Origin of the sequence: Ferroplasma sp., assembly GCF_031200575.1 — an archaeon.
Classification (GTDB): domain Archaea; phylum Thermoplasmatota; class Thermoplasmata; order Thermoplasmatales; family Thermoplasmataceae; genus Ferroplasma.
Genome location: NZ_CP133597.1, coordinates 236,016 through 259,316 on the forward strand (window position 1 = coordinate 236,016; position 23,301 = coordinate 259,316).

The 23,301-nt window shown below is 36.7% G+C and carries 26 protein-coding genes and 2 tRNA genes; 22 read left to right on the forward strand and 6 right to left on the reverse strand.

The window, feature by feature from the left end:
- Positions 1-3: 3 nt before the first annotated feature.
- Positions 4-1,425, reverse strand: coding sequence for a rhodanese-like domain-containing protein (locus RE471_RS01325; protein ID WP_309214970.1), 1,422 nt, complete (start codon positions 1,423-1,425; stop codon positions 4-6).
- An 84-nt stretch (positions 1,426-1,509) separates the two neighbouring features.
- Between RE471_RS01325 and RE471_RS01330 the strand changes: the two genes are divergently transcribed.
- The 16 genes from RE471_RS01330 (at position 1,510) to RE471_RS01405 (ending at position 16,498) form a co-directional block, all read left to right on the forward strand.
- Complete coding sequence (locus RE471_RS01330; protein WP_309214971.1) at positions 1,510-2,073, forward strand: NAD(P)H-dependent oxidoreductase; 564 nt, start codon at positions 1,510-1,512, stop codon at positions 2,071-2,073.
- Between the two features lie 81 nt (positions 2,074-2,154).
- Positions 2,155-2,883, forward strand: coding sequence for an isopentenyl phosphate kinase (locus RE471_RS01335; RefSeq protein ID WP_309214972.1), 729 nt, complete (start codon positions 2,155-2,157; stop codon positions 2,881-2,883).
- On the forward strand, positions 2,884-3,933 hold the full coding sequence (gene fni, locus RE471_RS01340) for a type 2 isopentenyl-diphosphate Delta-isomerase (protein ID WP_309214973.1): 1,050 nt from the start codon (positions 2,884-2,886) through the stop codon (positions 3,931-3,933).
- A complete protein-coding gene (locus RE471_RS01345) occupies positions 3,934-4,434 on the forward strand; it encodes a ZPR1 zinc finger domain-containing protein (RefSeq protein WP_309214974.1) in 501 nt (166 codons plus the stop codon).
- A 50-nt stretch (positions 4,435-4,484) separates the two neighbouring features.
- Positions 4,485-5,381 (forward strand): ABC transporter ATP-binding protein, encoded by an 897-nt coding sequence (locus tag RE471_RS01350; protein WP_309214975.1) that lies wholly within the window; start codon positions 4,485-4,487, stop codon positions 5,379-5,381.
- A gap of 1 nt (position 5,382) precedes the next feature.
- Positions 5,383-6,861 (forward strand): ABC transporter permease subunit, encoded by a 1,479-nt coding sequence (locus RE471_RS01355; RefSeq protein WP_309214976.1) that lies wholly within the window; start codon positions 5,383-5,385, stop codon positions 6,859-6,861.
- A gap of 104 nt (positions 6,862-6,965) precedes the next feature.
- Positions 6,966-7,193: an ATPase gene (locus RE471_RS01360; protein ID WP_298276489.1), complete on the forward strand. Its 228-nt coding sequence runs from the start codon at positions 6,966-6,968 to the stop codon at positions 7,191-7,193.
- Between the two features lie 12 nt (positions 7,194-7,205).
- Positions 7,206-7,775, forward strand: coding sequence for a hypothetical protein (locus RE471_RS01365; protein ID WP_309214977.1), 570 nt, complete (start codon positions 7,206-7,208; stop codon positions 7,773-7,775).
- Entirely contained in the window at positions 7,775-8,836 is a 1,062-nt protein-coding gene (locus RE471_RS01370) for a V-type ATPase subunit (RefSeq protein ID WP_309214978.1), read from the forward strand. The genes RE471_RS01365 and RE471_RS01370 overlap by 1 nt, the downstream gene beginning before the upstream one ends.
- A complete protein-coding gene (locus RE471_RS01375) occupies positions 8,837-9,145 on the forward strand; it encodes a V-type ATP synthase subunit F (RefSeq protein ID WP_309214979.1) in 309 nt (102 codons plus the stop codon). It abuts the gene before it with no gap.
- Positions 9,146-10,915 (forward strand): V-type ATP synthase subunit A, encoded by a 1,770-nt coding sequence (locus RE471_RS01380; protein ID WP_309214980.1) that lies wholly within the window; start codon positions 9,146-9,148, stop codon positions 10,913-10,915. It abuts the gene before it with no gap.
- Positions 10,908-12,284 (forward strand): V-type ATP synthase subunit B, encoded by a 1,377-nt coding sequence (locus RE471_RS01385; protein ID WP_309214981.1) that lies wholly within the window; start codon positions 10,908-10,910, stop codon positions 12,282-12,284. Before RE471_RS01380 ends, RE471_RS01385 begins: the two co-directional genes overlap by 8 nt.
- Positions 12,284-12,916, forward strand: a complete 633-nt coding sequence (locus RE471_RS01390) for a V-type ATP synthase subunit D (RefSeq protein ID WP_309214982.1) — start codon at positions 12,284-12,286, stop codon at positions 12,914-12,916. The genes RE471_RS01385 and RE471_RS01390 overlap by 1 nt, the downstream gene beginning before the upstream one ends.
- 96 nt (positions 12,917-13,012) lie before the next feature.
- Positions 13,013-13,339, forward strand: coding sequence for a hypothetical protein (locus RE471_RS01395; protein WP_309214983.1), 327 nt, complete (start codon positions 13,013-13,015; stop codon positions 13,337-13,339).
- Positions 13,340-15,268, forward strand: coding sequence for a V-type ATP synthase subunit I (locus RE471_RS01400; protein WP_309214984.1), 1,929 nt, complete (start codon positions 13,340-13,342; stop codon positions 15,266-15,268).
- A 51-nt stretch (positions 15,269-15,319) separates the two neighbouring features.
- Positions 15,320-16,498 carry a mandelate racemase/muconate lactonizing enzyme family protein gene (locus RE471_RS01405; RefSeq protein ID WP_309214985.1) on the forward strand — a complete coding sequence of 393 codons (1,179 nt, stop codon included), beginning with the start codon at positions 15,320-15,322 and terminating at the stop codon, positions 16,496-16,498.
- Positions 16,499-16,500: 2 nt separating this feature from the next.
- Here RE471_RS01405 and RE471_RS01410 read toward each other — a convergent pair whose 3' ends face one another.
- The gene (locus RE471_RS01410) at positions 16,501-16,794 is read right to left on the reverse strand and encodes an MTH1187 family thiamine-binding protein (RefSeq protein ID WP_309214986.1); all 294 of its coding nucleotides are present in this window, start codon (positions 16,792-16,794) and stop codon (positions 16,501-16,503) included.
- Between the two features lie 115 nt (positions 16,795-16,909).
- On the opposite strand from RE471_RS01410, the gene RE471_RS01415 reads away from it, so the two are divergent.
- Positions 16,910-17,107 (forward strand): antitoxin VapB family protein, encoded by a 198-nt coding sequence (locus RE471_RS01415; RefSeq protein WP_309214987.1) that lies wholly within the window; start codon positions 16,910-16,912, stop codon positions 17,105-17,107.
- An 11-nt stretch (positions 17,108-17,118) separates the two neighbouring features.
- Positions 17,119-17,496, forward strand: a complete 378-nt coding sequence (locus RE471_RS01420; RefSeq protein WP_309214988.1) for a type II toxin-antitoxin system VapC family toxin — start codon at positions 17,119-17,121, stop codon at positions 17,494-17,496.
- A 138-nt stretch (positions 17,497-17,634) separates the two neighbouring features.
- Here RE471_RS01420 and RE471_RS01425 read toward each other — a convergent pair.
- From RE471_RS01425 to RE471_RS01440, 4 genes are all read right to left on the reverse strand, one after another.
- Positions 17,635-17,706: transfer RNA gene (locus RE471_RS01425), tRNA-Ala, on the reverse strand.
- Positions 17,707-18,019: 313 nt separating this feature from the next.
- Positions 18,020-19,126, reverse strand: coding sequence for a glycine cleavage system aminomethyltransferase GcvT (gene gcvT, locus RE471_RS01430; RefSeq protein ID WP_309214989.1), 1,107 nt, complete (start codon positions 19,124-19,126; stop codon positions 18,020-18,022).
- Positions 19,117-19,290 (reverse strand): hypothetical protein, encoded by a 174-nt coding sequence (locus RE471_RS01435; protein ID WP_309214990.1) that lies wholly within the window; start codon positions 19,288-19,290, stop codon positions 19,117-19,119. Before RE471_RS01435 ends, gcvT begins: the two co-directional genes overlap by 10 nt.
- A gap of 94 nt (positions 19,291-19,384) precedes the next feature.
- The gene (locus tag RE471_RS01440; protein ID WP_309214991.1) at positions 19,385-19,612 is read right to left on the reverse strand and encodes a hypothetical protein; all 228 of its coding nucleotides are present in this window, start codon (positions 19,610-19,612) and stop codon (positions 19,385-19,387) included.
- 115 nt (positions 19,613-19,727) lie between these two features.
- On the opposite strand from RE471_RS01440, the gene RE471_RS01445 reads away from it, so the two are divergent.
- The 4 genes from RE471_RS01445 (at position 19,728) to RE471_RS01460 (ending at position 23,165) form a co-directional block, all read left to right on the forward strand.
- Positions 19,728-19,800: transfer RNA gene (locus RE471_RS01445), tRNA-Phe, on the forward strand.
- A gap of 182 nt (positions 19,801-19,982) precedes the next feature.
- A complete protein-coding gene (locus tag RE471_RS01450) occupies positions 19,983-21,254 on the forward strand; it encodes an MFS transporter (protein ID WP_309214992.1) in 1,272 nt (423 codons plus the stop codon).
- Positions 21,251-22,264: an ADP-ribosylglycohydrolase family protein gene (locus RE471_RS01455; protein ID WP_309214993.1), complete on the forward strand. Its 1,014-nt coding sequence runs from the start codon at positions 21,251-21,253 to the stop codon at positions 22,262-22,264. Before RE471_RS01450 ends, RE471_RS01455 begins: the two co-directional genes overlap by 4 nt.
- Entirely contained in the window at positions 22,248-23,165 is a 918-nt protein-coding gene (locus tag RE471_RS01460; RefSeq protein ID WP_309214994.1) for a carbohydrate kinase family protein, read from the forward strand. Before RE471_RS01455 ends, RE471_RS01460 begins: the two co-directional genes overlap by 17 nt.
- The last annotated feature ends 136 nt before the right edge of the window (positions 23,166-23,301 follow it).

The following is a 23,301-nucleotide window of genomic DNA, read 5'->3' on the forward strand; positions in this document are numbered from 1 at the left end:
AATTCAATTATTCAGGGCATACGCCTTTTTTAAATCCTTTTCTGTAGAGTAAAACGATTTGAATCCTTTCGAAATCATAATTGATGATGCATAGGCACTGTTAAGCCCTTTCTTGCAGTAAAAGAAGTAATTTTTGCTTTTATCTCCAGTTTCAGTTATAGAATTCAGACCTTTTAAATCCATGTTAATGGAACCAGGAATATGCCATTTTTCATATTCTGATGGAAGCCTCAAATCTATTATAATGCTGTTTTCAGGTATCCTGTCCATCCTGCTTCCCCGAATTGAGCTAACATAGGAATCTATCTGATCCATTTTGATTGATATTATTTCATGTAAATTGTTTTCAACCGGGAATTTTTCAAGTTCCTGCTTTAAATCCATATAATCTGTATTGATACCTGGGTTTTTTGAAAACAGTGAGCAGAATTCACCTATGGATTCTTCCATATACAATCCCTTAGCCCGGGAATATGAAATTGTTTCCTCCTTGTCAAAACCTATTAATGGCCTGAATATGGGCATTCTTATGTCCATGGAAAGAGATTTCAGGTTTTTTGGTATCTGGGAAGAGACCTGCCCTATTGATTCCCCGGTAACAATTGCATCATAATCAAACTTCCTGGACAGGGCCTCGGCGTACCTGTACAGCAATTCCTTGAAAATTAAATTGGCATATTTCTGTGACGGATGCTGAACGATTTCTGTAATCAGTGAGGATCCATCCATTATGAATATATTCCCATTGTAACCCTTTGAATATTTTGTAAGGAGATTTCTGGCTGATTTCAGCATGAAAATTGTATCAGATGGATGTGCCAGGGAGCAGAAAAGTATGTCTGCAGCCATTCCCCTCTTCATTACCATGTAAGTGGCTACAGGAGAATCGATGCCTCCTGAAAAAAGTGATATCGCCCTGCCCTCAGACCTTAATGGTAGACCTCCTGGCCCACCTATTTTTTCCGTAAATGTATAGAAATTTTTGTCTCTGACCTCTATGAAAAGAGGAGCCTCCGGGTTTTCCAGATTTACACCGGAAGACTTACTGTAAAGAGCATTTCCCACCGCTATTTCCAGTTCCTTTGATGTGAAATTATGTGTTCCTTTTCTGGTAGCACGGACTGCAAAACTTTTCCCTGAAACATAGTTTGAATAATATTCCACACATTTTGAAACTATATCCTCTATAGTGTTAAATGTATATTCACGGGCAGGAGAAAAGGACCTGATACCGAAAATATGTGGTAAAAGTTCTAAGAATAAACTTTCTTCCGAATACAGATATATTCGCCCGTCGCTTTTTTTATATTTTAAACCAAAATTTTCTGGAAGTGATGAAATTATATTCTCCATAAGGGTTTTTTCCATCATTCTCCTAGTCTTGTTTCCCTTCAACCCTATCTCGGAATACCTGACAATAAACATTGTTTACATATCTTTAATTTCTATTTATGTGTTACTTTCAAAAAGTATCGCTAAAATATTTAATAGATAAGGTTATGAGACCTCATGGAAACAATAAAGATAGCAGGATTTGGAGGAAGCTTGAGAAAAGAGTCGTATAACAGGTATTTACTGGAAAACGCTGTGAATTTAATGCCAGAAAATTCTGAATTGAAAATACTGGACATCAAGAATTTCCCCCTTATGAACCAGGATGAGGAGAATAACTACCCAGAAAACGTTAAAAACTTCAAGAAGCAGGTCAGGGATGCAGATGGCCTGCTCATAGTAACACCTGAATACAACTATTCAGTTCCGGGATATCTGAAAAATGTACTTGATGTTGCGTCGAGGCCCTATGGAGATAACCCCTTTGAGGGAAAGCCTGTGGCTATAATGAGTGCATCCATAGGCATGCTGGGAGGTTCCAGGGCACAGTACCATCTCAGGCAGAGCTGTGTGTTTCTAAATATGATTCCAGTAAATATGCCTGAGGTATTTGTTACATTTGCACAGCAAAAATTCGATGAAAATGGAAAACTGACAGATGATATGACGGCTAAATTTGCCGGGCAGTTGCTGAATAACCTGGTAAATCTGGCAAGGGATATTAAAAAGATCCGCCATTAATTTTTATTTTTCCTAAAAAATATACTTTAGCTGGAAATTGATGGAGTCAAATTTAATAACTTTATAAATATTATTTATAAAATGATAATAATCAAGCTCGGTGGAAGTGTAATTACACAGAAGTCAGAATACAAATCCTTTAACGGGGCTGTTGTTGAAAGAATAGTTAAAACACTTAAGGGCATGAATGATGAAATGATTATCGTACATGGAGGCGGGTCCTTCGGGCATATAAAAGCCAAAGAGTATGGGCTGCCAGGCTATGCAGGTAAGGAAACCATAATGGGCATGAATATTGTCCATAACGATATGGTGGAACTGAACCTCAAAATCTCTGAAATATTATATAATAACGGCATTTACAATGTTCCACTTCCAGTATCCTCACTTGTTTATGATAACAAAAAAAATTATGCTGTATTCAAAAGATACCTTCAGCTGGGCATAACACCGGTATCCTATGGGGATACATACATTCATGGGAAAAAAATAGGCATATACTCAGGTGATAACATAGCATATGATGTTGCAAGAAGATTTCACCCCTCTGCAGTTGTATTCTTTTCGGATGTGGATGGCATTTATGATAAAAACCCCAAGACCAATCCAGATGCCAGGCTTTTGACACATATTAAAGGGGAATTCCAGCACGATGAGATGATAACAGATGTAACTGGAGGCATAATGAATAAATACACAAAGATGAAAAGCATTTCTGACCTGGGTATACCCGTATATCTGATAAATGGGCTATATCCAGAACGAATATATAATATAGGGAAGAATAATTTTACCGGAACGGTGGTCTGAATGATAGAAAATAGAAAGGAAGAACATATTAATATTGCTGAAAATATGAACGTTACATCCGAGCATAATTTCTGGGATGACATAAGGCTGATTCACAGGGCATTGCCAGAAGTTGATTATGATTCTATAGATACAGGAATAGATTTTCTGGGAACCCATTTTAATTACCCATTTATGATCTCCTCCATGACCGGAGGGACTGAAAAGGCAAGAAAAATCAATGCTAACCTTGCAAGGGCGGCAGAGGAGTTTCATATAGGAATGGGTGTGGGAAGCATGAGGGCCGCCATTGAAAAAAAGGATATTGCCAGTACATTTTCAGTAATAAACGATTTTAATGTTCCTGCAAAGTTTGCAAATATCGGCGCACCCCAGCTCATAGGCCAGGATAAACCTCCTATTTCAGATAGGGATATTGAATATATATTCAATTTAATAAATGCAAAATATCTCATAGTGCATTTCAATTTTCTACAGGAGATGGTACAGCCAGAGGGAGACAGAAATGCAAAGGGAGTGCTATCAAGGTTAAAGGAAATTGCAAAATCATATCCGGTAATTGCCAAGGAAACTGGAAGTGGGTTTTCCAGGGAGGATGCCCTGGAGCTCAGGGATGCGGGTGTAAAGGCAATAGATGTGGGTGGACTGGGTGGCACTTCCTTCGCTGCTATTGAGTATTACAGGGCAGAAAAAATACAGAATAGGGAAAAAATGCACACCGGCAAAACCTTCTGGAACTGGGGGATACCTTCACCTGCCTCTATCAAATTCTGTTCAGTGGGCATTCCGATAATAGGAAGCGGAGGAATAAGAAATGGAGAGGATATTGTAAAATCAATAATCATGGGTGCGGATATGGGTGCCATGGCCAGGAATTTTTTGAAGGCAGCAGATACATCATATGAGGAGTTAAAATTCGAGGTAAACAACATAATAAAGGATATAAAAATTTCAATGTTCCTGTCTGCGGCTAAAAATATTTCCGATTTGAAAAGCAAAAAATATATAGTGTTTGATCCATTATATTCGTGGCTTGAGCAGGGTGATTAAATGGAAGAAATAAAGACAGAGGCCAGATGCCCGAATTGCAATGAATTCTTATTTTACCTTGAGGCAGATAATGATATACCCTATGAGGGAAAAATAACAATACACACATACCTGTGCAGGAATTGCAGTTACAGGAACGTTACAATTGAACGGCATGACCGTGATTCCCCAAAGATTATCAAATTCAAAATTAAAAATAAGAACGACCTTAAAACCATAGTTTACAGGTCTCCTGATGCCAGTGTACAGATACCAGAACTTGATGCGGAGATCTCTCCAGGGATAGCATCCAAGGGTTATATTACAACCGTTGAGGGAATTTTAACCAGCATAAGGGAGAAGCTTACCATAATGGGTGATGGAGAGGATGTAAATTATCTGAGGCAGAGAATTGACGGGATTCTCAGCGGTGCTGAGGAAAAGATTACAATAATTATAGACGATGATTCTGGCAAGAGCAGGATAAATAGCGGCAGGGTTGAAGTAATTTCAAAAGAATGACATTTTATTTTTATGGGAAGTTTAATATATAGTTATTCTTATCCATTTTTATGATTGCAATTACCAACCTCACAAAAACATTCAAAAATTTCAAGGCTGTTAATAACCTCAATATGGAAATTAACAATGGGGAGATCCTTGGCCTTGCGGGATTAAACGGAGCAGGGAAAAGCACAACAATCAGGGCTACAGCAGGAATTATTTTCCCGACATCAGGGAAAGTTATAGTTGATGATTTGGACATGGTAAAAGATAAGGCAAATGCATCAAAACATATAGGGTGGGTACCTGAACTACCTACCTTTCAGCCAGATTCAAGGCCCATACCTCTTCTGAAATACTATGCGGGATTTTATGGGATAAAATCAGAAGATGCGGAAAAGGAGATCGTTGAACTTATGAAAAAGTTTGACATATATGCATATCGGGATAAAAAGTTGAAATATTATTCCCAGGGAATGAAAAAGAGGTTTTCTCTTGTAGCAGCAATGATGGGCAATCCCGATAATTTTCTTTTCGACGAGACCCTTAATGGACTCGATCCCCAGGGTGTAAGGGAAGTGCGTGATTTTATAATAGAACTCAAAAAACAGGGAAAATCCATCCTGCTTTCTTCACATATACTATCAGAATTGCAGAATGTTGCCGACAGGATAGCCATAGTGAAGAATGGTACTATAATTAAGGTACTGACAAGAGATAACCTGAAAAATCTAGGAACAACTGGAATAAAAATCCATGTTAAGAATCCAGACGATAAATTGAATGGGATTCTTGCAAATTTTGGGGATACCGAATCTGATGGGTATTATTATGTGATAAAAAATAATGTAAATACTGACCCTGCTGAATTAAACCATGAACTTGTCACGGCAAATTATAAAGTTGATTATATCAGCATGGAAAACGAAACACTTGAAGACTATTTTCTTAATATGGTGAGGTAAAATGAACGGTTTTTTATACGATATTAAAAGAACTTTGAGTGGCAAATTTACCATTATACTAATTGTTCTTCTGGTTCTTATTACAGTTGCAACTGCCTATGGTGCAGGTATTTCCTCTGACACTGCTGCACCTGCACAGACCGATCTGGTTTTGCCATATGTAAATGATACAGGCGGGGTCATACATGTAAGTGATTATGTTATAAACGGATATGGCCAGCCTGTCAGTGGTTTAAGCATTACATCCTCTATTGGAAATGCTTCCATAAATACTATAGAAAATTACACAGGAAGCTCAAATGATCATGGATACCTGAATTTTACGGTACATTCAAATGCCTCCAATTTTTATTATATTTACACTGATAAATATACAAATGGAAATCCGGCAGCGTATCATAATAATGAAATAGGTTATTATAATGGTAAAATGGGTCAGTCCGATAGTTATTCTACAATAGATCCATGTTACAGTACATATTTTAATTATTCCTTTGAACCCATATACGCTGTAATTTTAAAGGATAAAGCAAACCCTTCACAGATAAGCACAATGGTTTACGTGCCCTATATTAATTCCTCTATAAACAACCAACCCCTATCCATTTCCTATAATATATCAACAGCATCTGCGGGAGTTAATGCTAATAATGCTGGTAGCGGGAATGTCACTGAAATGACACATCCAGGAGTGCTTATCATTACACCGTCTTTGACCACAAAAGATCTGGATAAAAATGTAAATTTCTTTATAAACAATAAAACAGAACAGGTTGTACCGACCGTGTCTTACATATACACGTATATTAAACCAGGAGTTGCATTGCAGAATGAGTTAGCCATATACTTTGGCATACTATTAATTCCAATTATGAGCATATTCTCGGCTTACTTTTATTATAGTAAGGATAAGACTTCAGGCGTGCTTGAATCTATAATAGCCAGGCCCATTACAAAGGGAAAATTGATGATATCCAGATTTACCGGAAATTCTGTAAGTTTCCTTGTGGGACTTCTAATATCCTTCGGACTTGCCGATGTTATACTGAAGCACTATACAGGTGTGTATATATCCCCAGGTACCTTTGCAACAATGCTAATTGGATATCTTGTCGAGGCAATAGGTTTTGCAGGATTAATGTATTTAATAACACAATTTGAGAAAACGCAGGGGCAAATACTGGGCACTGGTATTGGTTTGTTATTCATTCTCGGTTTTATGTGGACAACGTTATCAGAGGCATTATTGTTCTTATTACATATACAATCAATCACGCATCTTTTGAAAAATCTTCTGATACTGGATTCAATTTCACCTTCCTACTATCCTGATATCATAGCAGATTATCACCTGGGTGTATATAGTGGTTTGAGTGCCTCCAGTGTCGGAATAAATATTTACTCTGTGGTCCTAATAGGACTTGCATGGGTACTGATACCATCACTCCTCGCCCTTTACTTTGCAGGGAAGCGTGATTGAATTTATTTTACTTTATAATTTTTGTAACAACATTAAATTTTTATAAATGTTTTAGCAATAAATAATTTTAAATAAGTTATTTCAATCAGGAAATAAGGATATTTATGATAACTGACGCAGATGCTATTTTGGCTTTAGCCGCTTCTATTGCCATCGCCGGTGGATTGATAGGGACGGGTATGGCACAGCAGGGTATTGGGGCAGCTGGTATGGGTATAATAGCCGAGAAACCTGAAAAATTTGGACAGGTTCTGTTCTTCTTTGTTATACCGGAAACGCTATGGATTATAGGTTTTGTTCTGGGAATTATATTACTGCTTCATGTAATATGAAAATGGATTTTTATGTCTCTTGAAAATATTTTAAATGAAATAGAAAGCTCTACTGAAACGGAATTAAAGCAGATTAGGGATGAGTATACAGAAAAGATGACAAGTATTACCATGGCCTGCAATGATAAACTCTCGAGAATAAAACAGGATTACACAGTAAAATCAGAGAACGACATAAAAAACATTATAAGGCAATCTGAGGATTCGATAAAACTCCAGTCAAAGAAAATTATTGATGACAGAAAGAAAGAGATCCTTAATAACACCATGCAGCGATTAAAATCCTATGTTGTATCTCTGAATAAATCCTCCAACTATCCGGAACTTCTGAAAGCCATGTTAATCGAATCTGAAAAGGAACTTGGAAAAAAATTCACAGTTTACTGCTCAGAAAACGATAAAGATAAACTGGAAAGCCTTAAGTTTTCAGACTCGGTAAAATTTGAAGTAGATAAAACTATCAAATCAGGAATATTATCTAGAAGTGAGGATGGGAAAAAAGAAGCAGACATGAGATTAACCAGCATATTTGATTCCATTTCATATGACATAGAAACATACCTCTATGAGAATATAAAATAGTGGTGATTCTTATAAACACTACATATTCAGGAAGTTATGGGAGGCTAAAAGTTCATTTTGGTGACTATCTTAGTGATGAGTTTGTAAAATCACTGCTGGAACTTGATATAAAGGATATAAGATTAAAACTATATGAAAAAAGCTACCGAGAGGATATTGATAAGGCTACGTCTTTAAGTGATGACGACACCCAGATAATTTTAACTGCAATAAACCGGCATGTGGTAAAAAATTCCAAGCTTGCATTATTTGCCATTCCACCGTCTATGAAATCCTTTATGAAAACATATGTCTCCAAATGGGATATAGAAACCATAAAGGCAATTATAACCTCAAAGATAATACATCATGAGATAAAGCCCGGTGATGGTTTTATAATGAGCTTTAGGGACATCCCAATGGGAATATTTGCAGGCAATCTAACCAGTGATGATTTCAGGGTATTGCTGGAGAAAAATGATGTGGACTCGGTGATTAATTATCTATTAAATTTTGGTTATAACTATCTTTTAAAGGATCTTGAAGAATATAAAAAGACTGGAGATACATCAATGCTGCTTTCTTCTATGGATTTCAGGTATTATAATGATTTAATTGAAAGGGCATTGTTCTATAACGGAGACGAGGGGCAGATCATAAAATACATTAAAAGCGTAATTGACTTAAAAAATATAATGACACTTGCCAAGGCACTTGAGCTGAAGGTAGATTATGAAAAGATAGAAAAGAGCATTATAGAAAATGGCAATTATTCCAAGCAGGCACTTGCTGATATTTTCCGGTCTGGTGATGTTGTTGAACTGCTTTCTGTATTCAAGAATTTTAACATAAGTGAATCAATTGATTATTATAGGGAAAATAGAAATTTGAGTTTCTTTGAGGCTTCAATGAGAAATGCACTGTATCAGCAGTACGTTCCTGTGATGCTTAGCGACACAGCCTCCCAGTATATATTTGCATATATCCTGGCGGCAGAGAGGGAAAGGGACAATCTAAGAGCAATTGTAATTGGCAAGTCATATAATCTTGATAGTAATATAATAGAGAGGATGCTGATATAAATGTCCAGTCTTTGCATTATCGGAGAAAAAGAACTAATTACGGGGTTCAAGCTTGTTGGGGTTAATGATACCTTCATAGCAGACCCTGCAGATGGGACTAAATTGCTCAGGGAATTATATAAATCTAAAAAATATAATGTAATATTAGCATCACAGTCCTTCCAGAAAAATTTAAAGGTTGATGAAATAAATGAGTATGCTGGTTCAATGGACCCACTTGTAATATTTATTCCTATCCCGGGAATTAAAGAGGAAGAATCGGTATATGACCTTGCAAAAAGGATATTGGGAATTGATATTGGTGATTGAATGAAAAATAATGGAAAAATATACAGTATATCCGGCCCTGTTGTGACAGCGACAGATCTTGATGGAAAGATGTTTGATGTGGTGCGTGTGGGTAATCTGGGCCTTGTTGGCGAGGTAATAAAGATAGTTGGAAACAGATTTACCATTCAGGTATATGAGGATACCAGTGGGCTTAAGCCAGGGGAACCGGTAATATCTACAGGCAAGCCACTATCCGTTGAACTCGGCCCTGGACTTTTGAAATCCATCTATGATGGGATACAGAGACCCCTGGATATTATACAGTCAGAAACAGGTGACTTCATAGTTAGAGGCGCAAGTGCCCCTCCACTGGATGAGAAAAAGGAGTGGGATTTTCAGCCCGTTTTGAAAGAGGGTGATGAGGTTGAAGAAGGTTATATACTTGGCACAGTGAAGGAAACCGATATAATTACCCACAAAATAATGGTCCCATACAAAGTTAATGGTGTGATAAAATCTATTAAGGCTGGAAAATTCAGGGTATCAGATACGGTATGTACAATTCAGTCAGAAAATAAGGTCGTGGAGGTAAAGTTAAAGCAGATATGGCCAGTAAGGCAGGCGAGAAAGGTTTTCCTGAAATTCGCACCTGAAATCCCACTTATCACAGGACAGAGGGTAATAGACTCATTTTTCCCTGTGGCAAAGGGAGGAACAGTGGCAGTACCAGGTCCTTTCGGGTCTGGAAAGACAGTAATTCAGCATCAGCTCTCAAAATGGTCCGATGCAGATATAACAGTTTATGTAGGATGTGGTGAGAGAGGCAATGAAATGACAGAGATACTTACAACATTTCCTGAATTGCAGGACCCGAAAAGCGGTAAGCCCCTGATGGAAAAAACAATTTTAATAGCAAATACCTCTAATATGCCCGTAGCAGCCAGAGAGGCTAGTATTTATACAGGAGTTACCATAGCAGAATATTACAGAGATATGGGTTACGATGTGGCCCTCATGGCGGATTCAACAAGCAGATGGGCAGAGGCCTTAAGGGAAATATCTGGAAGGCTTGAGGAAATGCCAGGAGAGGAGGGTTACCCAGCATATCTTGGCAGAAGAATATCTGAATTCTATGAAAGATCCGGGAATGCCCAGATAATTCCGCAGGATAAAAGAACAGGGTCAATCACCCTAATAGGTGCTGTTTCACCACCAGGTGGTGACCTGTCTGATCCGGTTGTTCAGAATACATTAAGGGTTACACGTGTGTTCTGGGCACTGGACTCTTCTCTTGCCTCAAGAAGGCATTTCCCATCTATCAACTGGCTCAACAGTTACTCGCTTTACCTTGATTCCCTTTCCGGCTGGTTTAAATCAAATATAAATCCGGAATGGCCACAGATGCATGCACTGATGATGGGCATACTTCAGAAAGAATCGGAATTGCAGGAGATAGTCCAGCTCGTAGGATATGACTCACTTCCGGAAAAGCAGAAGAACGTTCTGGATATTGCCAAGATTATCAGAGAGGATTTTCTGCAGCAGAATGCTTTTGATGATACAGATACATACTGTTCAATAAATAAGCAGTATGAAATGCTGATGATTATTAAAACACTGAATGAAATGCAGGAAAAATCCATAGATGCTGGATTAAAAGTCACACAGACAGCAACATTGCCGGTTAGAATGAAAATATCAAGAATGAAAGAAATCAAGGAAGAAGATTTTAATAAGTTTTACAATGATGTTATAAAGGAAATAAATAATGAATATAACAATATAATGGAGAGTGTTGAAAGTGTCTGATATTATATATAAATCCATTTCACAAATTAACGGTCCGCTTCTATTTGTGGACAATGTAAAAAATGCCTCATACAACGAGATTGTAAATGTCATACTTGATAATGGTGAAAGGGTGAAAGGGCAGGTCCTGGAGACAAGAAACGGTATTGCGGTTGTACAGGTTTACGGATCAACAACCAGTATGAGCCCGGACAGCACAGGGGTGTCTTTTACAGGGGACACATTCAAACTTCCTGTATCAGATGACATGCTTGGGAGGATATTCAATGGATTCGGTGAACCTATAGATAAGGGGCCAAAAATTTATTCAAGGGAGAAGGTAGATATAACTGGAGCAGCAATAAATCCATATTCCAGGGAAGAACCCAGTGAATTCATAGAAACAGGTATATCTACAATAGATGGGATGAATACTCTGGTCATGGGCCAGAAACTGCCAATATTTTCAGGTGCAGGGTTATCCCACAACAGGCTTGCAACGCAGATTGCAAGACAGGCTAAAACATTGAACGGAAATGAAAAATTTGGTGTTGTATTCGGTGCAATAGGGATAACAAGCGAGGAGGCCAATTACTTCATGAAACAGTTCGAAAATTCTGGGGCTCTATCAGAATCTGTAATATTTCTAAATCTGGCATCCGATCCATCCATGGACAGAATTATCCTTCCAAGGGTTGCATTGACAACTGCCGAATATATGGCATATGAAAAGGATATGAATATGCTGGTCATACTTACAGATATGACCAATTACTGCGAGGCTTTAAGGGAAATATCCTCATCAAGGGAGGAAATACCCGGAAGAAGGGGATATCCTGGGTACATGTATACTGATCTCAGCACAATATATGAAAGGGCAGGAAAGATAAAGGGAAGAAAGGGTTCCATAACACAGATACCAATACTTACAATGCCGGGAGATGATATAACAAATCCGGTGCCTGATCTAACAGGTTATATAACAGAAGGTCAAATCACGCTTTCAAGAGATCTTAACAGGAAAAATATATACCCGGAGGTGGATGTTCTTTCTTCACTTTCAAGGCTAATGAATCAGGGAATAGGTGCAGACCACACCAGAGAAGATCATAGAGGCCTCGCAGATCAGCTCTATGCATCATATGCAAAGGGAAAGGATGCCAGGGCGCTGAGCGAGATTGTGGGGGAAGAAGCATTGAGCGATTCGGATAAAAAATACCTTCAATTTGCTGAAGATTTTGAGAACAAATATGTGAATCAGGAAAATACAGACAGGTCAATTACAGAGACACTAAACCTTGGATGGGATATGCTTTCAATACTTCCAAAGGAGGAAATGAAAAAGGTAAAATCCGCTCATATACAGAAATATGGAAAGTGGGAGAACTAATGGCAAATAACATCAGATTGACCAGGATTGAATTAATAAATACGAAAAAAAGGGTAAAGGTAGCTTCTAGAGGACTTGAACTTCTTAAAATGAAAAGGCAATCCCTGGTTATGGAATTTTTCAAAATAAGCAATGAAATAAAGGGCCTTAAGGAAAATATCAAGAATGATATAAAAAATGGTTTAAATGCTATTAGAATGGCTGAGGTTATTGATGGCACACTGGAAATTGAGAGGATATCATACATGTTCTCCTCACCGGAAATAAAAATAGGTGGAAAGAACATTATGGGTGTAAAAATTCCAGAAATGTCAGCAGAAATTGGAAAAAAAATAATGGACAGCCAGTATATGGCTACTTCTGTTCCCGCATCCATATATGATGCAATGATTATTTTCGACAGAATATTCAATGAACTTTTGGTAGTTGCACAGAAAGAATCATCCATGAGGAAACTGCTGAATGAAATAGACAAAACAAACAGGAGGTCCAATGCCATTGAAAATATTATGATACCAAGATTCCGTTCAAATCTAAAAATAATAAGGGAACATCTTGATGAGATGGAAAGGGATTCGTTTTCAACACTTAAATTTGTGAAAAACCATGTGGTGGCAGGGCAGGATGAATAATATAGATAAATTTAAAAAAATTAGGAAAATCATGCTTATGGTTAATATAACAATGGCAATAGTATTTATTGCCATAATTATTATGGTGATATATAAATGACTGAGATAGATGAGTTAAAGGTAATCAGGGACAGGGAAAATGCCAAAAAGAAAGCTATTCAGGATTTAAAAAATGAAATGGAGAAACAGCTGGCAGAGAAGATTGCAGAGTGCAATGAAAAATCTAAAAATGTTGAAAATCAGATTATAAATGATTACAATAAGGGCCTTGAAGAAATAAAGGAGGCAGAAAATAAAAAAATGATAGATGCACTTGATACACAGAAAGCGAGGGCCCAGGTTATGAAGATAGACCTGAAGGAACGTGAAATGGAAGAAATGGTATACGAAACAATATTAAAATATATCAAAAAAAGTGATTGAATGCTAAAGCCCGTAAAGATGGTAAAGATCAGGGTTATCGGCCTGAATACATACAAAAGCACCATAATAGATGATATGCACGACCTGAATGTAATTCAGATTGAAAATACAGATCAGGAGGTTGCAAAAATATTCAACGTCCCAATTTCAAACAGCAACTATAAAATGCTTGCTGATAATTTATCTAAATTCAGGGGATTTTTATCCATTCTTCCAGAAAGGCCTGTAAGGGAAAAAAAGTATTTTTCATCGCAGGAGGAACTTTTAGACAGCATATCAAAAATAACCATAGCTGGAGAACTTTCCAGGCTCAAGGATGATGATGACAGGTATAATTCCGTAATAAGGGAAAGCCAGACTATTTTAAAGCCACTTGAGATTATATCAGGATTCGGGGAAGACCTGTCCATACTCAACAATGATTATGTGGAAAGCTTCATTATAGAAAGCAACCAGGAGAATAATAACCTAAGAACTGATTATTCAGTTGTCACCGATATGGGAAATGGGTATTCCATTGTTACAATCAACAGGAAAAATGAACCTGAATTTCTTTCATTGATTTCTTCAAAAACATATGGAATTATGAAAGTTCCTGAATTAAATGGCACAGTAAAAGATAATATTGCGACACAAAATAAAATTATAACAGAGGCAAGGGAATACCTCAGTGGAATAGCCTCTTCTTTAAATGCCCTTTCAGATAAATATTATGAAACCATAGCACAGATAACAGAACAGCTTGAAATATATGTCAAGGAGGAAGAAATACTTAGCAATATAGCATCATCTGAAAATGCATTTGCAATGGAAGGTTGGATTCCAGCATCAGAGTATGATAATGTTTCCAGTGTACTAAATAAGGATTCGAATAACACTGTGATGATAAAAGTTATAGAAACAAAAGAGGATCCGCCCACAAAGCTATCCAACCCAAAGCATTTCAAGATATTTGAATTCTTCATAAGATTTTATTCGCTCCCTGAGGAGTATGAATTTGATCCTACACTTATATTCGCACTCGTTTTCCCCGTCTTCTTTGGATTAATGGTTGGAGATGCTGGTTACGGCCTTGTGATATTGCTTGTATCACTTTTCATAATACACAGAATAGATCACCCACCGGCAAAAAGCCATATTCCTAAAAAAATATCCAGATTCGTGTTAATGATAATGGGCAAGAATTCCCTGAAAACGCTGGCAAAGGCATTGATACCTGCTTCTATTATAGCAATCATATTCGGGATAGTATTCAATGAATTCTTTGGCTTTACAATATATCCTGTTCCTTTCCAGATAAGCCCCGCTCCGGTTCCTGTTACACATATAGGTTTATTGCTGGTTATTTCTGGATACATAGGCCTGGCTTTCGTAACCTTCGGCTTTGTGCTTGGGATCATCAATAACTTCTACATCAACCACAGGAAAGCAGCCATAGCAAAGATAGGGTGGATACTTATGGCATGGGCTTTCGCAGTACTGGGACTCAACCTTATACATAAAATAAGCCTCAGCCCCACTGAGTTTTCATCACTTATAGGATACGTTATGCTTATTGTGGGATTCATTATGGTTGTAATATTTGAGGGAACCTTGAGCCTGATGGAAATTCCTTCAATCATCTCCCATGTACTATCATATACGAGGATTGTGGGCATATTGCTTGCGTCTGTTGTCCTTGCTCTGGTTATCAATACAGTGTTCAGGGCCACACTTACCGATCCTTTCTATTTCATCATATTAGGAGTTATTATACTTGTTGTGGGACAGCTGTTCAACCTTGTGATTGCAGTATTTGAGCCAGGAATACAGGGTGCAAGGCTTCTTTATGTGGAATTTTTCTCAAAGTTTTACTTTGGAAATGGCAAACAGTTCTCACCCTTTGGCAGTAACAGGCGTTTTACATTGAAGAAATTTGATAAAAAATAATATTTTATCCATACTGAAAAGATTAATATTATATTCACTATTTATTAATTCATGGAAACTATAAAAAATATTGAAATATTTGAACTTGGTTCTCCAGAGGAGAAATCATCACCGTGGAGCTCTACAATATTAATACTGAAATTAACATCTTCCGAGGGAAGAGTGGGATTTGGAGAGGCACCTACAACCATGATGACACTTCCTGTAAAGGAGAGCTTGAATGAGGTTGCAAGAATATTTCAGGATAAAAATTATTTTGATGTGGAAAGAAATATCCGTGAATATTACAGGAATGCATTTTATGTTACAAAATCTATAGAGGAAACAGCCGCATTGAGTGCATTTGAGATAGCATCATGGGATCTTATAGGGAAGAACCTCGGGTCTCCTGTTTATAATTTGCTTGGAGGGGAATTCAATGATAAAATCAGGGCATATGCCAACGGGTGGTATTCTGACTGTCTTACCCCGGATGATTTTATAAATAAGGCAAAAAAACTGGTTTCAAAAGGATATACAGCCTTCAAATTTGATCCTTTTGGAAATAGTTATGATAAAATTACAGTTGATTCTGTTAAAAAATCTGCTGCAATAGTTGGTGGAATGAGAAATGCATTAGGTGACAATGTAGATTTGCTGATTGAATGTCATGGAAGATTTGCACCGAAATACGCTGTTATGGCTGGAACTGCATTGGAAGAGTATAATCCATTATTCATTGAAGAGCCAGTTCATCCAGAACTGGAGCATTTCCTGCCTGAATTCAGGGCAAGGGTAAATATACCTGTTGCCCTTGGTGAGAGACTTTTAAATAAGGAGGATTTTGCTAGGTATATTTCCGGTGGAATGGTTGATGTAATACAACCGGACATAACCAATTCAAAGGGGATTCTTGAGGCAAAGAAGATAGCGTCAATAGCAGATTCCTTCGGTGTTCCTGTGGCGTATCATAATGCATTTGGACCTGTACAGACTGCAGCCACCCTTAATGTTGATTACACGCTTTCAAACTTCCTTATTCAGGAAAGTTTCGAGGAGTCGTGGCCTGTATGGAAGAAAAGCCTGTTTACCGGATATTCTGTAGAGAATGGATATATGAAGCTATCAGGAAAACCTGGCCTGGGAATAGAGGTTAATGAGAAAATTTTGAATAATAGTGTTGTGTCTGGGATGGAACCTCTGGGAACAGAACCGCCATGGGTAGTTTCCGGGACATTTAAAAAATTATAATTTTATTTATTAAAATGTTTTATTTTTCTCTCAACTGAATTTTCCACATCTGTTCTGTTATCAATCCTTAATATAGTTTCAATACGTGGAAATCCAAGATTCTCAAGGAACTTTTCAGCATCCTTCACGATATCAAACAGTATATCCAGATTATCGCCTTCTATTACAGTGGCCATGCTGTTTGGGTAGCATCTAACTGATTTGTTTTCTTCCATATGGTTGACTACTTTTTCTATAGCATCACCAACTGAAACTCCTTTTCCTATAGGATAAAATGTAACATCTGCGACTATCATAACAATAAATCTAAAGTACGTATAAAAATTAATGGTTTATCTATCAATAGGATGATGTAGATATTATCATAATATTTGTAAAAATTTATATAATGTTTAAACGTAAACATATGTTATGCCTAAAACTATCACGATCAAACAGTCAGTATATGATGAATTAATGGGATTCAAAAAAGATAATGAAAGTTTCATCGAACTTTTAGAAAGATTGATTAAGTCGCAGAGCAAGAAGGAGAGTCTTACATTATTAAGGGGAAGTATTGAATTTGAAGATAAAGAGGAACTTCTTAAGGAAATTGAAAAGAAAAGGTGAGAGGATAAGAATTGATTCTACTGGATACAGACATCATCACCGAGATACTTGAAAAGAAATCAGAAAAATGGGAAATGCTTATGCTTAAAATTATTGAAAGTGAAGAAGAATATTGCACAACCCCGGTTAACATGCATGAGGTACTTTATGGTATAGAAAAATACTCCAAAGATGATCATTTGGTTCTACAGATACCAATATTGGGATACAATGAGAATGACAACAAACTCTCTGCTGTTTTGGAGTTGAGCGCGGAAAGAAAAGGAAGAGCAGTTCCGAGAATGGATGCAATTATAGCATCAATAGCGATAAACAACGGGTGTTCACTCTATACATTGGATAAGCACTTCAAAGTTTTTAAAGAAAATGGACTTAAACTGTTTGAATAGGAAGAAACATTTCCTTAGTAAAATAAATTACTACCTAATCCCATTTCTATCCATGAAATTAATTCCTGATAATTTTGACACAATATCATAATAATATAATTATTATCAGAATACTAAGCATACAATTGACAAATTAAATGGACCGGTCGGGATTTGGACCCGAGCCCTCCTGCTTGCAAAGCAGGCGATCTACCGCTGATCTACCGGCCCAGTTAATGGAAATTAAACTACAATTATTAAATGTTTCTAAATAGATAGTATAAATAGGAAACCTAAACAGATATTTTTAGTAGAGGGAGGGAGAGGTACATTTCCACTGGAACTAAAAAATGGTATAGGTATGTAGAAGAAATTAGAATTATAATAATATATAATATAATAATAAAAGAATGTAATATATAAATAAATATAAAAGTTTATATTATTATATTATAAAGCGACACACTTATTTTTATTTATATAATATATATGTAATAAACTAATAAATAATATTTATATAAATATAATAAATAAAAAATAATTATTATGGTAAAATTTTAGGCTTTGAAACTTCTGCTTTTATTAACTTACCACGGATCTGGATATCAACATTATTTCCTGTTTTACTATATTTCCTATCTATATACCCCAATCCTATTCCTGTATCCAAAATTGGAGATACTGTTCCACTTGTTATATTCCCCACTTTTGATCCATTTACATATATACCAAAGCCATTTCTCGGTATATTCTTGTTTTCTAGTTTAAATCCTCTAAAAATATCTTTATATTCATTTTTTTGTTTCAACAATTCTTTCTTCCCTATAAATTCATGGTCGAAATTTACAATAAACGAAATTGAAGCTTCATATGGATTTTTATTTTCATTAAAATCCTGTCCTGATAATAACATTCCTTTTTCCATTCTTAAAGTATCTCTTGCTCCAAGTCCACATGGCATGCCTCCAATCTTTTTTATTTCTTTTAATACGGACTTCCACATTTCCTCTGCAATTTGATTTGGAACTACAAGTTCAACTCCTTTTTCACCAGTGTATCCAGTACCGGAGATTATAATATTATTATTGCCTGTTATTACATTTTGTACATCCGCTTCATGATATAGGAATTTAAAAGTTTCCGGGAATTTCATCCCAAGATTGTTTACAATATTTATTGACTGAGGCCCCTGAATTGCAATATGGCTTATTTGGTTTGAATAATTTTTAATATCCACTGCATAATTTTTCCTATTTTCAAGCATCCAGTTATATATCTTATCAATATTGGAAGCGTTTGGTATCAAGAAGAATTTATTATCAGATATTCTATATATTATTGTATCATCTATCATATTCCCTGATTCATTAAGAAAAGAAGTGTACATGCACTCATTTTCCTTTAACAATGAAACTTTGGATGGAAAAATATAATCAACATAATTATCTGCATCACTTCCTGAAATAACTATATCACCCATGTGAGAAATATCAAACATACCTACATTTTTTCTTACAGACATATGTTCATTTATTATGGAACTATATTCTAGAGGCATTTCCCATCCATGGAAATCTATCATCTTTGCTCCTAATTTTATATGTTCATCATAAAGGGCTGTTCGCATGGGTATACCTTTTTTTACTTCCATAGGAAATGCACCCCTCTCTCCCCCTTAAATAAGGCCATATTATACAAACTTTCATATATTACTTTTTTCACGTCAAAACCCTTTAAAACATACATTCTCCTAAGGAAATGCACCTCTGTTATGTCTATTTCCTTAAACTCTTTCACTCTTTTGCTGTTTAGCATGATATAACAATAAAATCCCTTATTTCTATTTATGCATAAACTGAAAATATAGAATTTTTAAACAATATAAAATTAAACATTAAACTAAAAATTATTATTTCTTTACCAATTTCCTTGCTTCTTTTTCCTTTTCATTGGCAAGCCATAATGTAAGCAGACCAAGAAGTATCAGAGGAACAACAAAGGATATAAGTCCAGAATCTTTCCATCCTGAATATTCTATTCCCCAGAAAAGATAAAAGATTAAACCACTAAGTAGTAAAATCATCCCTGCTAATCTGTAAAAGAAGAATACATTAAGGTATTCTGAGAGTTTTTTCATTGTTTTAATGAATAAATCAACCTATAAATAGTTTCACAAATTTATTTTCAAATATCAAGTATAAAGTTAATTACGATAAAAACATTTTAATAAAGATTCGCAATATGCCATTACCGCCGTGATAGCTCAGTTGGGAGAGCGCCAGACTGAAGATCTGGAGGTCGCTGGTTCAATCCCGGCTCACGGCATACACTATTAAAGAGTAAATGTGTTAACCTGTAAGGCATTGAAAATTTTTATTGACTTATATACCTCGGATCATGTTTTTATAATATAAAAATTATATTATATACTTAATCGATTATTTTAGCATTAGGTAACTGACTATTTCTTTACATAAGATTTATATGCTACAATGTTTTTTGTTTTAATGAATCCGGCGGCTGAGGTTGAAGATTTAAAATGGGGCCCTGTTCATACTCTCTTATTTATTGCATTTTCAATAGGTACGGCGGTTGAAGCATATATATATTCTCTATCATATATAGCCACTTCTTGGGTTGCCATGCCTCGTGCATTGTTGGGGTTACTGGCGATCTGGCCGCCTTTATGGCTTCTGCTTGGGGGTGCAGTATCAGGGCCGCTGGCTGATGAAATCGGCAGGAAAAAAACCTTATTCATCACACTGGCCATATACGCTGTTGGTGCTACAGGCCTAATCTTCAGCTTTACATATGTAACAATCCTGATCTTTATCGGTATGCTTCTATTTGCCGCCGGTGGTGAATATAACACCATTCTTACAGCAACACATGAGTTGTTTCCCAGGAAATACCGCAGCAGGTCATTATTTCTTGAACTTAATTTTACCAATATAGGCGGGTCAATAGCAGCTATACTGGCACTTCTGGCTATATCATCAATATTTGCACAGAGAGCTGTGCTTGGAATAACCTTGCTGATATCACTATTTGTAATGTATGTTATCAGGTTGAGGTTGCCCGAATCTGTTATGTGGCTTGAGTCAAAGGGTAGATTCAACAGTGCCAATAAAGAACTCGAAAAATATTACGGGGCATCTCCAGAACAGGACCATCTACAGAAACCGGGAAAACTGCCCTCCCTCTATTTCAGAATAGCTGTAGGCGGGATAATTGGATGGGCCTATACTGCAGGATTCAGCCTGATTGTGCTGACACTGGGCCCTTACTTTTTCCCGGAACTTACTGACTGGTTAATTTTTATATTCGGGATCGTAGCATTCCTTGCAGGATTTCTTGGGATTGTTGCTGACAGATTCAGCAGGAAACGTTTTCTGCTGATTTCTGCAATACTGGTTGTTGTATTTGCATACCTGTTCATACCAACATTAAAAATATGGATAACAAACACATTTATCTTCTGGTTTTTATTTATAGGTGTTTCGGTTTTCATAAATATATATTTCCTTGCAGAGGATACATTGAAGTCTGAAATGTGGGCTACCAAAAGAAGAGGGCTTTACTCTGCAATTGTAAGGGTTATCTCCCTGGGTGGGTCTATTCCGGTTATATTCCTGGCGGTTAATTTACCTATAGTATCATATATGTGGCTGGGAATCGGAATTTTCAGTGCAGGCCTGGCAGCATCAGTTGCCTGGTATATATGGGGGATAGAAACCAGTAAGGGCAGAAGCGTAAGAATATGGGATGATACGAAATGAATATTGATAAAAACTATTTAATGAATAAAATACTAGGTGTGCTTTATGGAGTTGCAATAGGCGATGCAATGGGAATGCCTACCACTTTTATGAGCAGAGACCAGATAAAGGCTAAATACGGGAAGGTAACAAACTTTCTGGAAGCTCCTATGGAGGGTTCTGTGCATTCCAAACTTGTCCGTGGAGAATATACCGATGATACCGAACTCACATATATGGTTGCAGATTCTATTATTTCCAGAAGGCAGGTAGACCCTGAAGACATGGCAAACAGGCTTGTAAAATGGGCAGATGACAACGATATATTGAATACAACCCTCATAGGACCGAGTACAAGAAGTGCCATTAAAAATTTAAAATCCGGAGTCCCTTACAGCCTGACCGGAAAAAATGGTACCACAAATGGTTGTGCCATGAAAATCAGTCCCGTCGGAATTTTCGATGCTTTTTCCGATGGCGAAAAGACCGTACAGGATGTAATAAATGCATGTTTATGTACCCATAATACTGCTCTGGCAATTTCAGGGGCTGCGGCTATCAGTTTCGCTGTGAAAAAAGCTGTTTCAGTTGGGCAAGACACTCAAGCTGTTTATGAAGCATCACTGGAAGGTGCCGACATGGGGGCACAATTAATGGGCGATCCAGCTAAATCAATTTCCCTCAGGATAAAGGAAGCTATAGGTATTGCAAATAGTGGCAATAATTTTGATTCTTTCCTCAACAATCTTTATAACTTTATATTGAAACCTCAGTGGGCTCTTACTGAAGATTCGGTTCCTGCAGCCATATCAATATTCTTATATTCAGGGGGTAATTTCAGGAATTCAATATTACTGGCATGCAATCTCGGGGCTGACTCTGACACTATTGGGGGAATGGTGGGAGCAATGGCTGGATCCTATGCAGGATTTAATAACATTCCAAATGAATGGGTAAAAACTATTGACAATTCTTCCAAACGTGATATAAGAGATCTAGGAGGTAAATTTTTGGATGCCATGCAATTATGACCTACTAATAATCGGGGATGCTGTTGTGGATATATCCCTTAATATAAAAAATTTTCCCATTATGGCCGGGACCACTCATATTTCAGAGGATATGGAAATATACCCGGGTGGACCTGCCGCCATGGCAATTATCGCTTCGAGGCTTGGGTTAAAAGTTGCATTTGCAGATAAGATAGGAACAGATATAATTGGGGATCATCTAGTGAAAGAGCTCGAAGCCAGTGGGGTAAATACAGAACACATAATAAGAGAAAATGGTATGTCAACCGCAACTTCCATTAATGTTGTCGATTCAATGAAGAACCATTCGTTCCTTGGATACCTCGGGGCGGGCACAATGCTGGATAGCATTGATAACAAACTGATATCAGATTCAAAATCGATTTTTTTTGAAGGTTATAATCTTGTGCATACGGGAAGGACATATTATACAATCCTAGATACTGCAAGGAAGGCAAATTTGCAGAAAAAACAGGTGTTCTTTGACGTAGGTCCGCTTATATCAGAAATTGTGGGGCTAGATTTATTTATTGATTATTCTAGTACAGTATTTTTGAACAGAGATGAAGCCATGGCGTATTCAAAAATGAATCTGGAAAATACAATAGCCATGTTAGGAAAAAAAGGCAATGCAGATTATATATTGAAACTTGACCGGGAAGGATCAGTGATCATAAAGAATAAACAGACAATTCCATGCATGGCATTAAAAACCTACGGAATTAAAAATACTATAGGGGCAGGCGATGCATTTGATGCCGGTTATATAGCCGCTTTGCTTTCTGGCTATAAAGAGGAAATTGCATGCATGGCTGGAAATATGGTAGCTTCCCTGAGAATCTCTTCATGTATCAGATCAATACCGCCTATAAATGAAATCATAGGCAGGATAATTCCATAGCTATTTAATTGAAACGGAGGGGAAATTAAGATTATAGCACCAAAGCTGAATTATATTGATCCTGAAGTAGGGAAATTTCTATTAATATATTATGCCTTTTCCATTTTATTTGCGATCTCGGACGCAAATTCAGAGC